The 14938-nt window shown below is 51.9% G+C and carries 11 protein-coding genes; 5 read left to right on the forward strand and 6 right to left on the reverse strand.

What is annotated here, in order from left to right; all coding sequences use genetic code 11:
* Nucleotides 1–39: 39 nt before the first annotated feature.
* A complete protein-coding gene (locus FJ146_08695; GenBank protein ID MBM4252034.1) occupies nt 40–900 on the reverse strand; it encodes a hypothetical protein in 861 nt (286 codons plus the stop codon).
* 21 nt (nt 901–921) lie between these two features.
* A complete protein-coding gene (locus FJ146_08700) occupies nt 922–1398 on the reverse strand; it encodes a hypothetical protein (GenBank protein MBM4252035.1) in 477 nt (158 codons plus the stop codon).
* Nucleotides 1399–1549: 151 nt separating this feature from the next.
* Between FJ146_08700 and kdsB the strand changes: the two genes are divergently transcribed.
* From kdsB to FJ146_08720, 4 genes are read left to right on the forward strand one after another with little or no spacing between them, the layout of a single operon-like run.
* A complete protein-coding gene (gene kdsB, locus FJ146_08705; GenBank protein MBM4252036.1) occupies nt 1550–2305 on the forward strand; it encodes a 3-deoxy-manno-octulosonate cytidylyltransferase in 756 nt (251 codons plus the stop codon).
* Nucleotides 2289–5285 (forward strand): hypothetical protein, encoded by a 2997-nt coding sequence (locus tag FJ146_08710; protein ID MBM4252037.1) that lies wholly within the window; start codon nt 2289–2291, stop codon nt 5283–5285. Before kdsB ends, FJ146_08710 begins: the two co-directional genes overlap by 17 nt.
* 12 nt (nt 5286–5297) lie before the next feature.
* Nucleotides 5298–6401 (forward strand): chorismate synthase, encoded by a 1104-nt coding sequence (gene aroC / locus FJ146_08715; protein ID MBM4252038.1) that lies wholly within the window; start codon nt 5298–5300, stop codon nt 6399–6401.
* A 12-nt stretch (nt 6402–6413) separates the two neighbouring features.
* Nucleotides 6414–6599 carry a hypothetical protein gene (locus tag FJ146_08720; GenBank protein ID MBM4252039.1) on the forward strand — a complete coding sequence of 62 codons (186 nt, stop codon included), beginning with the start codon at nt 6414–6416 and terminating at the stop codon, nt 6597–6599.
* A gap of 30 nt (nt 6600–6629) precedes the next feature.
* Here FJ146_08720 and FJ146_08725 read toward each other — a convergent pair whose 3' ends face one another.
* From FJ146_08725 to FJ146_08740, 4 genes are all read right to left on the reverse strand, one after another.
* Nucleotides 6630–7745 carry a hypothetical protein gene (locus FJ146_08725; protein MBM4252040.1) on the reverse strand — a complete coding sequence of 372 codons (1116 nt, stop codon included), beginning with the start codon at nt 7743–7745 and terminating at the stop codon, nt 6630–6632.
* A 10-nt stretch (nt 7746–7755) separates the two neighbouring features.
* The gene (locus FJ146_08730; protein MBM4252041.1) at nt 7756–9225 is read right to left on the reverse strand and encodes a hypothetical protein; all 1470 of its coding nucleotides are present in this window, start codon (nt 9223–9225) and stop codon (nt 7756–7758) included.
* Nucleotides 9226–9229: 4 nt separating this feature from the next.
* Complete coding sequence (locus FJ146_08735; GenBank protein ID MBM4252042.1) at nt 9230–10153, reverse strand: hypothetical protein; 924 nt, start codon at nt 10151–10153, stop codon at nt 9230–9232.
* A 236-nt stretch (nt 10154–10389) separates the two neighbouring features.
* The gene (locus FJ146_08740) at nt 10390–11181 is read right to left on the reverse strand and encodes a hypothetical protein (GenBank protein ID MBM4252043.1); all 792 of its coding nucleotides are present in this window, start codon (nt 11179–11181) and stop codon (nt 10390–10392) included.
* A gap of 471 nt (nt 11182–11652) precedes the next feature.
* Here FJ146_08740 and FJ146_08745 point away from each other — a divergent pair, with 471 nt between their 5' ends.
* Complete coding sequence (locus FJ146_08745; protein MBM4252044.1) at nt 11653–14331, forward strand: hypothetical protein; 2679 nt, start codon at nt 11653–11655, stop codon at nt 14329–14331.
* The last annotated feature ends 607 nt before the right edge of the window (nt 14332–14938 follow it).

Raw genomic sequence — 14938 nt, forward strand, 5'->3', positions numbered from 1 at the left:
TCCGTTGGTCCTTCGGGATTTAGACGGCTAGTCTTACCGCTAATTATTGTGGCCAGCAACGGCGATCTCAGCCAGCTCATCGGCACTACGCCGACCGACCAGCATACTGACGACATTAGGTGCCGATTGCCAGGCGATCATGTTCTGATCGTTGGAGGCGTAGGTTTGATAAATGAGCCCGCGCATATTACCGGGTTCCGATCGCGGCAGGTCGCTCAAGCGGCCGGCAAAGGAGAAGTGGATGATCTTCTCGTTGTTTTTACTCGTCCGGTGGTCATACATGACCACAACGACCTTGGCGACCTCGTAGTCGATGACGGTGGCGCCTTCGAGCTCCCAAGATGCTGGTACGTTTCTGAGCATCCGCGGCTTAAAGTCTAGACCTGGATAGTTTGCCAGGTACTGGCTCACCTCTTTGGTTTCATGACTCGGCAGATTCAGCCGCTCGCGCGACGCTTCCTCGAGTGCTAGCGCCTCGTAACCTAGATACTCTAACGGTTTAAAGGTGTTATCACTGGTCTTTCCAAACTGCCAGTAAGCCGCGACGCCGAGGCCCACGACAAATACCACCATAGCTACACGGCGCACCATGGTGCTGACGGCGACACCGCGCTCGAGTTCCGCGATCTTAACGTTCTCGACAGTCGCCTTAACGCGCGGATCTTGTACCAGCGCAGCCAGCTCGCTCTGCTCCCTATCACGCAGATAGTAACTCTGCATCGACAGTTGCAGACGGCCGCGCAAGCTTTGAAACTCCTCGAGCACAGATTCTTTGCCAGCAGTCTGCAGGAGCTGCTCATACTTGGGCGCGATCGTGCTCGGTAGCTCTCCGTCGAGATACTCAGGCAAATATCCGTAGAGGATATCGTTGTCACTCAGTTGGCCGGCCGTAACTGCCATCGCATGCTCCCAAAGTGAGTATCAGAATTGAGGCTTGTCCTGGATTAAGGTGCGCCTTGCTTGCGCCAAGTTACGCCGCACGTCAACCTCGGGCCAAGTTAATGCCTTCGCCGCATCGGCGGTCGATAAACCGACCACGTCGACGGCTGCGAGTGAGGCCCGCTCGCTGATGCTCAGTGGCTTCAGTGCGCTGCTTAATCCTGAGTTTCCCCCTGAACTCTGGCTGTAGCCAGCGTCCTGGTAAACCTTCCAGCATGTTTCCACTAGCAACGGCAGGATTCCCGTCTCTGCTAGATGCTTGGTGCTTGGCAGCTTGACTGCTGCTTGTTGGTACGTCGCCTTCACGCAAGCGTAAGCCGTTTCGAGGCTCAGCGTTAACGCAAACGCAAATCGATACACGCGATCGACATGCGGCAGGTAGCGTTCCTCGTAAAGATTTACGAGCTGCTCGTCGTACTGTAGGACCGGTGGCTTTTGGGGCTTGGGAGACGTAGCCACTAGGCAGCTCCTCCGTAAGGGCGCGACTGGCGAAATTTATATAAGGTTTTTCTACCGTTAAGAGTATACTACCATGGTAACAACGTCGACCACACACTGGCAAGATGGGGGCCTAATAAAGCTATGCTCCCGGGAATATTTGTAAGTACCAATGGCCTTGCAATCACTACAAGACTGGCTGGTCGTTATCCCTGCCCGCCTCGGATCGGAACGGTTGCCACGTAAGCCTTTGGCGGACCTTGCTGGCAAACCACTGATCGTCCGGGTCGCCGAGAACCTCGCACCCTTGAAAGCCGCGGGTGCCAAGCTGCTCGTGGCCACAGACGCGGAAGAGGTCGTAGCAGCATGCAGTAGCCAGGGGATCCCCGCTGCAATGACCGCAGCTCATCACATCAGTGGTACGGACCGTTGCGCTGAGGTCGCCGCCACACACTCCCAAGCCTTTGTCCTGAACGTCCAAGGCGACGAACCATTCGTCAACGTGGAGGCGTTGCAAGGCTTGATGGGAGCCATGGTCCGTCGCCACGATGCCGACATGGGCACGCTAGTGGTCCCGTCCTCGGATCTGACTATGGCGGCAGACCCCAACGTTGTGAAGGCCGTCCGGGCGCATACCGGCTATGCGCTTTACTTCTCCCGCGCCCCGCTACCCTACGACCGCACTAAACACGCCGATGGTAATCTACCGCGGCATTTTTATCAGCACCTCGGCGTGTATGCATTCAGGCGCGAGCGCCTCATGGATTTTGTGGCGCTAGGACCGTCTCCCCTGGAGCTCATCGAGAAGCTCGAGCAACTGCGTGCCCTCGAGGCAGGTTGGCGCCTTTGGCTAGAACCGACCCCGCATGGTGCCAGAGGTATCGATACACCGGAAGACTTGGAGGCAGCCCGTGCGCGTCTCGCCTAGACTCGCAGCGAGCACCGTCGCTTGCCTATCGGCCACCTGGATCAACACCACGGCAAAGGCACTACCGATCGGATTCGGCGTGAATCAAGGCGACCTCAAGTACGATGAGGTCAAGTCTGATCACTTCTATATATACCTGGACCACCGCGCACCGGCCGAGGGTCAGCAGACGCTGAATGCGCTGGAAGCCGCCCGTCCTTATGTTGAATCCTGGCTTGGGCAGCATCGTACTGATCCCCTCCCCGTCATTATGTCGGCACAGACGACCAACGCATCGTTTGCAAATCCGATCACCGATGTCCTAGAAATCCAAACTGGCGGCCAGGGCGATAAGGAACTCGCATGGCATGAGTACACCCATGCGACGATGTACCGTCAGTTTGATACATTTCTTGGCCGTGGCTACAACTTCTTGCCGCTCATTCCTATGCCCGCGTGGTTTCTAGAAGGCCTGGCAGAGATGACCAGTGTCTCCGTGGGATCGGACGTGACCGCCGGTATCGAACGCTACCAAGCCTTGTCGGGTGACTGGCCCACTTACGATCGCTTGCATAGTCTTTATTCGTCTGGAAATTTTGCCATGCGCGGCTATGCCACGTCAGGGGCCTTCGTTTCCTACATTCTCCGTAGTGGCGACGCCAACAAACTCCCCACTTTACTGAGCGACTACGAGCATTATCTGTGGCCGTGGTACTGGCCCGTGTCAGTGATCCCAGGTCACATGCCGATTGATCACGCAATGAAAGATTTCCGCAGCCTTGATGGTGCCGACCTATACGTCGCCTACAAAGCTGCCGCCACCGCGCATTGGAAGTCTGCCTTTGATGGTCCGTTTTTTGTGAGCGAGCGAGCGCCAAAGCTCGCGTTTCGCGGCTTAGGTGGCTGGACTTCGGACGGCTCAATCTCTGAGATTCTCACCTCTGGAGATCAAGGTCTCGCCTTTAGCTCGTTGGTGTTTGACGATAAATCTGGTTGGGCTATCGACACCAAGCGAGAGGCCCCCGTCACCAGAGACCATGAAGCATTCACAGCATTCAGGGGCAAGTCTTACGTTGGCATTGTCAAGTACCTACCGGACGCGCCGCAGGACATGAGTACGATCACTTGGACACAAATCGTCGAGCCCGGCGCCACACCAACAAAAACGTTTACTATCAAACGTAAAGGGCTGGTGAGTAAACTCTGGGAATTGCCGAGAGACCTAGCATGGTACGAGCAAGAAGAGTCACACACTAGCTTCTGTTTGGTCAGTAAAGATGGCGGTGCCGTCAACTGTCCGCTTACAGCAAGTCTACCAGAAGCGGTCCGGCCCCTCGGTCAACGAGCCAGCAAACCGGGCGACAAACTCAGTCAAGAACTTTGGTTTTCCGTCGGCACAGCAAAGTTGACTGGCACCCTTTACGAAGTGCGCGTCTTTGACGCCGCGACGCGGCAATTTAAAACGACGTTCCAAACTGGTCTTGGGCAGCCAATTGCAGCCGCATTTACTGATAATTCTGAGAACGAACAGAGTGACACATGGCTACTCCTGGGCGAGAGAGATCGCCGGACGCTGCGCCGCTACACGCGTGATGGGACCTGCCAGGGTATGGCATTGGTGCGGGATCATATCATAGATGTGAAGGGTCTAGCGTCGGGTGAGCTTTTACTTGGTCTTTACGGTGGTCAAGATCAGTATATTCGCAAGGTGAAGCCCAGTGAGCTAAAAGTGGTTCCCTGTACCTTGCCGACCGGACAAATGTCGCCCTTACAGTTTGCCATGCTACAAAAGGGGCCGCTTGACCTAGCGACCGCCCTTCAGGGAGCCTCAATTTGGCGGACTCCGAGTTTGGAGGAGAATACAAAAGCACTTGCTGAAGCGTCCGCATCACCAACTACGGACAAAGCGGTGCAACCTGAGACAGGCACAGACAACAGTATAAAGCCGGCGGCATACCGCGCACGTCCAGTCTTTATGTTCCCATGGATTGGGGCCAACGATGCTTACGGTCCCCAGTTTGGGGTGGTCTCTGTCCCTCTCATGGACCATATGCAGAACGAAACCGTGCAGGCCAGCTTTCTCTACGGTCTCTTCAGTAATTTCCCCAATACCGATATCTCGCTCACGTCGACACGTTGGCGGCCAACGCTAAATGTTTCGGCGTTTAGACAGCATACCTTCAACGGTATTCTATCGAATGGCCAAGTCACCCGCGTTCAATACATGGACGAAATTGGCAGCCGCTTCCAGGGTGCCTACGGCATGCGTCTTTGGGACGGTGTGGCCAGCGTGAGTTTTGGACTTAAATACAGCCACTTGCGCCCAATTATCGGATTCACATCTGGTATTCGTCAGGGTTATCTGGTCGAGCCGTCTGCCTCTTTTGCTTGGTTCAGATCCTTTGGAAGAATGAGCCTCAGTGCCCAAGTATCAGGACGTGTGGCACCAGCGCTTTTTAATCGCCAGTTCGACTACAATCAACTCGGTGGCAGTGTAACTGCAGGATTCACCATGCCAAGGTCCGGACGCCTCAGTCTAGGGATCGATGGATCGCGCACGCGTGGCAAGAAAATGCGCGAACTTCGCGAATACTACCTACCTCTTAGGACTTTTATTCCGGGTAGCGGCGGTGGTTATAATCAAAACTCGTTTGCCCTCAGTCAAGCCAATAGCGGCCTCTTCACTCCGATCCAATCCAATTCACAGGGGCGCATCAAGGCTGACTATACGGTCCCGATCATCACCGACATCAATAAGTCGTGGTGGTTACTTTATTTCGAGCAACTAAACCTCACCGCCTTCTATAATTATGGTGCTGGCTGGAATGGCGCGCGACCTCGACGCGGGTGGGATAAATTGCTTGCTGCCCACGGTTATGCACTAGACTTGCATCTAGAAAATAAAGGCGTCAATGTTAACCTTGGAATAGGTGCGGGCAAGGTCGTGCAGCGCCCTGACTTTCAGCCTTATTTAACGGCCGGATTTGATGCCCTCTTCTAAAGGAGGCTCCCAATGCCAAACACTTTTGGACATGTTTACCGCGCAACTACCTTTGGCGAGTCACACGGTGGCGGTGTCGGAGTTGTCATTGATGGGTGTCCGCCGGGTTTCCAATTAGACTTAGCAGCGGTTCAAACCTGGCTAAACCGGCGGCGTCCTGGCCAGAGTAAGCTAAGCTCTCCGCGTCAGGAAAAGGATCAGGTTGAATGCTTATCAGGGCTCGATGGAGGAGTTACGCTAGGCACACCGTTAGCCCTCTTTGTCCGCAATGAGGATCAGCGCCCTGGGGACTACCAAGACATGAATACGGTCTTTCGCCCCTCGCACGCTGACTACACGACGTTTGCTAAATATGGCGTCAAGTCAGCTAGCGGCGGCGGCCGTGCCAGCGCTCGCGAAACGATTGGGCGAGTTGCAGCGGCAGCGGTTGCAGAGCAGATTTTGCGGCGTGAGTTACCGGATTTCCGATGTGTGGCCTACGTCGACTCCGTCAAGGGGGTGCGGGCTACAATCGCGGACCCCACTGCCGTAACTCGCGATGTCGTCGAGGCTAACGCACTCCGATGCCCAGATGCGACATCGCGCCAGAGCCTAGAAGATATCATCACCAGTGCGCAAAAGGCCGGTGACACAGTCGGCGGCACGATTACCTGCGTCATCACAGGCGTCCCCGTCGGACTGGGGGAGCCGGTGTTTGACAAACTCGAGGCCGATCTTGCCAAAGCCATGTTAAGCCTACCAGCTAGCAAAGGCTTTGAGATTGGACTTGGCTTCGCTGCGACCGAGCTTTTCGGCTCAGAGCATAATGATGCTTTTACCGTCAAAGACGGCACTGTGCGCACAGTCACCAATCGCAGCGGTGGCACACAGGGCGGCATTAGTAATGGTGAGCCCATTTACTTCCGCGTGGCATTTAAACCTGTGTCTACAATCTTCAAGGAACAAGACACAGTCGACGCCCAAGGACGTCCCGTTAAACTCAAGCCAAAGGCCGGCCGCCATGATCCCTGCGTGCTGCCACGCGCAGTGCCGATGGTTGAGGCGATGGCTATATTGGTTATTATGGACCACTGGTTGCGGCAGGAGATGCTCAATCGATTTTCACAGAAAAGCTAGGAGGATCGCGACATGAGTGAAGTACTCGTAGTAGCTAGCAAGGTTAAAAAACTGATCAAAGATAAAGCCGGTATGAATACCTCGGCCTCGGTGATGGATGCGCTCACGAAAATTATCGAACGTGAATGCCTCCGCGCTATCGAAAAGGCCGGTGCTGATAAACGGAAGACCGTCATGGACCGCGATTTCGAGGATTAATCTCTCTCGTGGTGCCCTACAGTCGTGGTGTTACAAATAGTCGACCAGGACCGCGGGCATTTGGTCCTGAAGCTCGCTATTTAAAGCAAAGAAGTCGGGGTATGCCGTCAAAAGCTTGCCCTTTATAAAAGCCTGCAGAACCTCACGGCTGCCATCTGAGGACTGGCGCAGCTTGGTTATGTCATCACTCCACGATTTCAAGCCACCGGATGTCCGTTGACTTGCCAGGGCAGCAACGAAAACACGCCGAAGATCATCTCCCGTCTTGGCATTAAGCGCCGCGTAGTAAACACTGGTAATCGCCCCTGGCATGAGCAGATCAGTGGCCGCCACCCAAAATCGCAGCGATTCCTGTGGTGTCGCGGACCGCCCTACAAAACACGACTGACTCGCAAGATTACGTAGAAGCTTTGCTTCGAATTCCGAAATCTGTCGCGGATCCTCAATCAGCTGAACTTGTCCGGGACACATGAGTACGCCGCCCCTAACTAATTTAGCGTGGATCGACTCCGTTCGCTTGCCAATCTCATCCAACTTTTTACTGACAAGTAATGAGTTCCTCGCAGCCGTAACTAGATCGAGGCGAAGTTGCCCAATACCGTGGTATGTGGCACGCCAATCCTGACTGGCGACAGCCGACTCTAACTGAGCAAATTGATTTAAGAGCCGTTGTTCCGTGAAATCAGACCTGGCATCTATGGTTGCGGGAGAAACTTGTCCTTGCATTTCATGAACTGAGACTACAGGTGCGGCAACATTCGTGGGAATCAGGAGCCCAGCGTCACCGACTTTATTTTGACTCACCAAACATTCGCTAAGCGCCCCAATCTCATGCGCTCTGAGGGCTATCTTTTCGGCGTAGTTTTTACCTTGATTTATTTGAGATCCCGACCAAAATCCAACATAACTCTTGGTAACCAGTGTATGGACCAATAAGTCAAATCCGCGGCGATCAATTTTTGCATGGAGGTCATAGGAAACATTATTCCTCAGTCTGCAGTTAATCGATATAGGCACGGGCTCATGCATGCCCTCGTCGCCACTCACCCGCGTAACCTTTATTTCTGAACCTTGACGTCTTGATCCATTACGGCATCCAACTGGTAACAATAGACTCAAGACAAGAAGAAAAAATAAATCCCTCATGGCATTCACCTCAAAGATCAAACAAGGCGATATCGTTGCCGCTGTAATTACCAGCGCAAGAACTAACTTTTGCCGAAAGTAGCGTGAGCGCACGATCAATGCGTGATCTCACCTCGGTTAATGCTTCCGTGTAACTATTGACGTCCCCCACCTCATCCAACATACCCAAAACTGCCTGAATGGCATGGCGGAGATCCTGAATTTTCAGGTAATTTGCATCGCAGGACTTTGATGAAATGATAGCTGCATTGGTCGCTTCAATCCGTTTTTTAATATCGTTATTGTACACATCCCAAAGCATCTTGGTCTTTACCTCGAGAGCAACTTCCCGCTCTACCACCAGCAGTAGGGCATTCCCATACTGCTTACCCAGCTGCTCCTTGAAGTTGCTGTATATTGTGTCAATTTTTCCAATCGTTTGACTCAAGGTCCGCCGTGAATCATAGAGCTTGTCACGTAGAGTCGAGGCATTGAGCATGTGTATTTCGAGTCGCTTGATGTGATCCTTTATCACACCGGCATATTCCGGACTCTCACAGTGTTTTCTGGCCAGATCTTGATATTCGGCCTGCGATATCTTCTGCGATTGATACCAGTCGCGCGCAGCTTCGTATTCAGCTACAATTTTACGATTCTCTCGCTCGGCCGCTTCCTTGCGCTCATTATTTCTGTACTGAGTCCATAGAGCTGCACCGACGAGCACCAATGCTACGCCTCCAATGGCAATGCCAGCGGCAGCGCCGGTTACTGATAACAAAACGTTTCCTGCGCCAAAAAGACTAACAGTCGCTCCGAGCGCCTTCCCAAGTATCACAGTTTCATAAAGTAAGAATCCTGCGCTTGCGGCAGCAGTAGCCCCAAATCCGAAAAGGGCCGCACCTTCAACCACGGGATCACCACTGGCTTGCAGATATGTGACACCTGTCCCGTCTTCGCCACTTCCGGCCATACTGAAGTACCGGGTGTAGTCAATCAACCCCTTTATAGGAATGTTGAAAGGGTCTGCTTTGACCTCAGACGCATCAACTAGTGGCGCAAAACGCTCGCAAAAACCGTCGTAAAAGTCCCTCTGCGCCAGTATGCCATCCACAATACTCAGAGACTTTTCTATGGTATCTTCGGAGCGCCGGGATATTTCCAAAGTGCGACTGCGAATCATGGCAATATTGTGAAAACTTTCACGTGATACCGATGAAGTAGCAGCATTCAATTCCATGACGATACCGTCTAAATCCTGGCTTTCCTTACTTAACAGGTCGGTCTTTGGCTTAAGAGCTTTAGCAAGACCATTTAGGTACTCAGACTCAATCCTCGTCATAAGATTAAATTTCAGCTCTGATTGTTTAGCCGCCAACTTACGATTCCATTCCATCAAGCTTTCCGCTGATCTCATGAAATGATTTGCAAAGACAGCTTCTGGGAAATGAAACATCCCGATCAAGGTGATGAGCGCGGCTCGCTTTATAATTTTAGTGCGCATGTCATTATCTCGTTATTTGCTTTTTGATTACATCAATCTGCGCTCGTTCCTCCGCCACAGACCCCTCCCGTGCAAACATCAAAACCTCGTCCGCATCGGCCAGATACTTACCTAGTCGCATCGCAATGGATTTGAGCATGGCCTCATTATTATCACGAATAGAGACCAGAGCTTTCTCTACCGCTACATGCGACTTAACTTCGGGATCGACAGCAGGATTAAGAGCTAGCACAAGGTCAATCTCGGTAAATACCGGCGCCCAATCACCTTGAATACCCTGCGATACTTTGAGAGCCTCAAGATTGCTCTTAAAGTTGGTAAAGAGTCCCTTCACTGAGGCGAGATCAAGTTTAGTCAGCGAACTATCTAACAGCGCAACTAGGGAGCTAATTGAAGCAGCTCGCGAGTAATCAAGCTGAAGAGGACCTAAGCTTTTGCCAACGATTTCTCGCAATATAGCCTTTGTACCGTCCGAAATATCTCGACTGACTAGTTCATGTACCACTATGGTGCAATCACGCTCATACTTAGGGCTGCCCTTGGTCCAAGTTTTGTCGGAATCATAAAACTTTAGGGGACCTTTGCCTCGAGCCACTATAGTTTGGTGGGGAGCACCATCCCGTCCGAATCTTGGCATCTCTGTAAAAATCTGATCACTCTCAGAGAAAAAACCAACAAAATAGTCCTGAGGGTGACCAGCTGACCCGCACCTGAACGAGGCATCGATCTCAAACCGCATTTCATGGGGATAAGTCGTCGTATCAAGAAAAAATTCGTTAAAAGAGCAATCAAACGCCTCCTGTAAGGCGCAGGAGATTAGGTTGCCACCATAAGCCTCCACACTACTGATGCTACTGGGCCTTTTATCTTTCACGCCACATGCCACCATCACGGTGGCCGTCATCAAACACGTCAAGAATCGATACATAGTTATCAAACCTAAATTTGGTCGGAAAAAGTTAATCACAAGCGACATATCCCGACTGGTAAGTAATGCAGACGGTACCTGGCTTTGGATTGTCGGATTTAACTGAGGATTTTTTCGTCTTCTTTAGACATCCGACTGATGTAGCTAAAATCAACATCATTGTGATCAGAATATTTTTTTGAGTAATAGACATCACGGCACCACATTTGGATTGTTAGTTAAAAATAACCATTACATCATTCATTGAATGTCTGGATTGTTAGAGAGAATGGCGCAAGTTTTGCGAGTCCGGCGCCGGATACAATGGCTCCAACTTTAATACTCCCACCCGTAGCATTAGGTGGAATTGAGGTGTTAATCGGCGAGTCCACGGCTCCTGTAAAGGTTCGCCAGCCCGTATGGAGATCACGTCCGGGAATCAAGCCGTTCATCATGTCGCGAAAGCTGTCCAAGATCTTGCCGTCCATCATAGAGGCTATGGGTCCAAACATAGTTCGTAAAAGATCCGAATTCTCGGACCAATCCGTTGCCGGTAGAGTACTGGTATCGTAGGTCGGCGAAAAATATCGAGTCCCATTAGCCTCGATAAAAAGCTGCACTCTCACGACGCCGCGGTCACGGTCAACCCAGTGGCGGCAGCGTTCAGCATTTAGGAATCCACAGTTTTTCCATTCCTGTCGCCTTACTTGAACTTCCTTGTACTCAACATTCAAGGTAGTCAAAATGTCAGCATGGTAGACTGGATTTGTGAAGGGGATGTTGGCGATAATCGTTTCCCCTGGACCAAGCATCAATCGATTGTCCTGAATAGCGCCGCTTTTTTGCAGAGCGTTGACCCCAAAGTTCAAATTGATGCGTCTACTGCGATCCACAGTTTGTTGCTCGCAACCATCTGCAGCAAAAATAGATGCATCACATGGTCCACTTGAGCTTGCCACCTTACTGGAATTAGCGCCTAGCTTGCATGAGATCATCAATGCCGGAACACATATCATTAACGCAGAGGCAAAAGCCGACTTAGAAACCATGACGATTCACCCTCTATTTAACTGAATTAGGTGGTTACGAGCCTAATACACTAAGGTTGAAAAACAATTTCGATTCGAACATTCACTGAGCACGAACCGTGCCAAATTTAGCTCACGAAAATTATTGCGTTTATGATTTTGGCTGATTGGCCAAGGAATTGACGAAATGTTTTTTCGTTTTTTTCGAGGCTAAAACGAAGCAACTACTAAGGGCATGGATTTTGTCTGCGCTATGATTCGTAATCTTCGTGGTTTTCAAAAGACTATGGACTGCAACAGGATAACGCGCTTTAGTGACTGTTCGCATGCACAGTGTCACCAGCGCCAAATCCCTGGCCACTTTGCAAAAATGAAATTTTACGGGATTTCAGCTATTTATTGATGGCATAGTTTATGCTCGTAGAGCCTCACCAGAACATGTGATCCCGGTCCAAGATTTATCTCCGAATCCTGGCAACGTGAGGCCCCTGAATGCGTCAACTCTTTGCGCGTGCCAACTATATATTCTTTACTTTATTCACCTTCTTTTTCGCTGAGACAGCACTTGCCAAAGTTTGTCGCATCGATCTTACGCGCAATACTGATGGTAAGACCGAATCCGTTAGCTTTTACTACCGTGACTGCAGTATTAAAGACTTAGCGACCTTCTCCAAGCGCCTGTCTCCGTCTGACAAAGCTATCTTCGGCGACCTGGTGCGTCAGTCGTTAACTGCAGCGCCTATCACGGGGCCCGCAAACTGCGAAACAGGACGATGTGCCAAGGGCCCGCAAGTGCCAGAGAGCTACCAAATGGTCGCAGTATCCTATGAACAAGCCCCTGCTATTAGCGCCGTCGATGAGCGCAACGAGATGGATAAATTCGGCGTCAATAAATACGAGCCACGTCGGGACCGAGAGTACGTGGTCTTTTACCCACCACCATCGTCATCTTCAGCCGGTAATCAAGACGCATTTAGCTCAAACGCAGTCGGTGGCCTTATGGCCATCGGCTACCTAGTAGCAAACATTGATCTGATAGGCGTCACCCTGAAGCAGCAAGGCGCCATGGTAAGCTACGCCTACGACGTTCTGGTACGAGGCCGCAAGGAAACTGATGAACGAGCCGCCGCCGATCGCGCCATGCGGCGTGCCCTGATCTTAGATACCATCGAACAATCCATCGAAGCCGTCAAAATATCGATCAATCAAGTCACCGAGGCCAATAAATCTGTAGAGCTTGAAATCCGCCGCATCCAGACCGAGGGCAGCGTCACTCTGGGCGAGGCCACTAGCAGTGTTGCGGCATCGCTTGCAACGCTAAACGGGGCGAGAGACCAAGCCGACGCTGTGGCGCTGCGGATGACGACTAGGCCGCAGCCTATTCAAGATGCATTGACAAAAACCGAGGACGAGATCGCGCGTCTGAGGCAGGGCATGCTGCCCGCAGAGGCTATAGCCAAGGAGCGCAGAAGCCTCGCCCAAATGCGAACGAGCGGCGAACCCGCTGCCTTGGGCGAGCGCATCTCTGCTCTCGCTGGACTAGCGCAAAGCACGACCAGTGACGCCCGCCGTGAGCAATACCAAGAAGCACTGCGCTCAGTCACCGACGATCGAGGTCTAGTCAGTAGCTGGGCCTTAGCAGCAGGTGTACCGGGTCACCTCACCCTAAAGACGGACGAGTGGTCTCCCGTAGGACGGGCCGTGAGGCAAGTCCTGAACGAGACGCTAGGACACATCGCAAAGGATAGTAAAGATAGTCAAAATGGTCGTGCCGCTGAGCTTGGCCACATTGTCGGGACCCTTGCCCTGGCTGACCAGTATCTAGCCAGCGGCTCCAAACTACTGGGTGACCGTTACCTCAATCGAGCCCGCGCTAAACTAGACTACGCTACTAATCACCCAAGACTTGCGACCTACCGCAGCATCACCCTCTCGGACGCGGCGCGCCAGCGTTTTGGCATCAGTATAGGTGAAGGCACTTACGAGGATTACCAAACCGCCCGCGTTAGTAACCGCCTTGCGGCAATTGCCCCTGATCAGTTTAGCGAGAGTATGTATCTGGCTGCATCGGTCGCCGTCCGTCAACTTACTGACCGTGTAATCCGTGCCCAGTTACTGCGCTTTGACCAAGCTCTCGACAACGCCTACGCCGTCCTGGACTTCGTCACCGGCGCCGGAACGGGAGCCTTCAAGGGCGCCGCATCGATGGTAGACGGCATCGCCACGATGGTCACTCATCCCATCGACAGTGCTACGGCCATTGCTACCGCAATTAAGAATTACGAGCAGACCTACCAGATCATCTACGATCAGGTCGCCAAGATCGCCACCGACTATCCAAGCTACTCGGCGGAACAAAAGGGCGAGGTCGTCGGCCGCGTCACTTTTGAGCTAGCCACATTCTATGCCGGAGCCGGCCTCACCAAGGCAGCCACTGCTGCGGCCGTAATGACGGCGGTACCCGAAATCAGTGCTGTAGCCGCCACATTGACAGGGGAGGTCATAGAGGCTGCACGAGGCCTGAAGCTCCTTCATGCTTACGCACCAGCCGCACTTACCGGCCAAAATATCGCCCAAAAGCTCCGCAGCGGTACCGTCGCCGAAGATCTGGTACGCGGCGGGATGCGTCCAGATGACGTCGGTGTTTTAGCTGATAAACTAGTAAGATCCGGCGACGATGCGATCTCAGTCATCGGACCCGAGCGTTATGCCCAAATCATCAACACACCCAAAGGCCAAAGACCACTGCCTGAGACCTATCTACCCAAGAGTTATATAGATGCCCATTTAGCTAAGTTTGACGAGGGGGCGACGAGATTAATACCAAAACAAAGGTTTGACCGCTACGGACCTGCACAAACCGATGGAACAGCTTTCGTATTAACTAAAAGAGATGCTGATCGCATTATAGAAAAATGTGGAAATGATCTGAGATCCTATGAACAATATTTGGGCTATGATCGAGGCGCATTAGACGGAGACACGCTTCTTCGACTGGATATCCAGTATCCGCAAAAAATTGGTTTGCGTTTACCGTCGGGAAACGAGCCAGGAGCGAATTCTCATTGGCTACCTGGTGGTATCCTTCCAAGCGGAAGCACTGAAGCCGTTGTAGACCTCAGTTCGGCACCACAAGGAACCTGGGACGTTTCAAATATCTTGAAGCAATAATTCTGATGAGGTCAATTTAGTATGAAATTCAGGGACACAGCCTTTAGCCGCATTGGTCGATACGCTATCGGTGTCGAAGAAAATTCAGGAAAATACTTTCTGTCAATACCTGTCACCAATCACCTTGCAGAGGGTGACGAATACTACGAAATAACACCTCAGGAATTCGAGATATTTGACAAAGATATCGGCCGAGCAAATGAATTGGCTGATCGCTGCAGACAGCGACTAGAGGATAGTAGACTTATGTACCAACCCTTTTTAGAACGCGGATTTCCTTCCTAATGGTGAGCGTCTAAACGAAAGTAAAGAGACACCTGTAATTCTCTGACCAATTCCAGAAGAAAACTTGGGAAGCGCAGTGCGCGACGCGCACTTTGAATAAATTTTTTTCCCAATAAAATGCGGGGTGGGTTAGTGCCTCATGTCCAAGGCGTTGCGGGGGCCACTTCATGTGACCTCAACCTTGGTGCCGCAGTGAGAGCATAGGTAAAAAATGATCTCAGCTCCGAAACGCAGCAATCGGTCCTTGTGAGTGAGCATCAGTCGGTCCACGCGGCCACCGAGAATCAAGTGAATCAGTTTTTTGAGACCGCGCTTTTTGTAG

Source organism: Deltaproteobacteria bacterium, assembly GCA_016874735.1.
Classification (GTDB): Bacteria; Bdellovibrionota_B; Oligoflexia; order Oligoflexales; family CAIYRB01; genus CAIYRB01.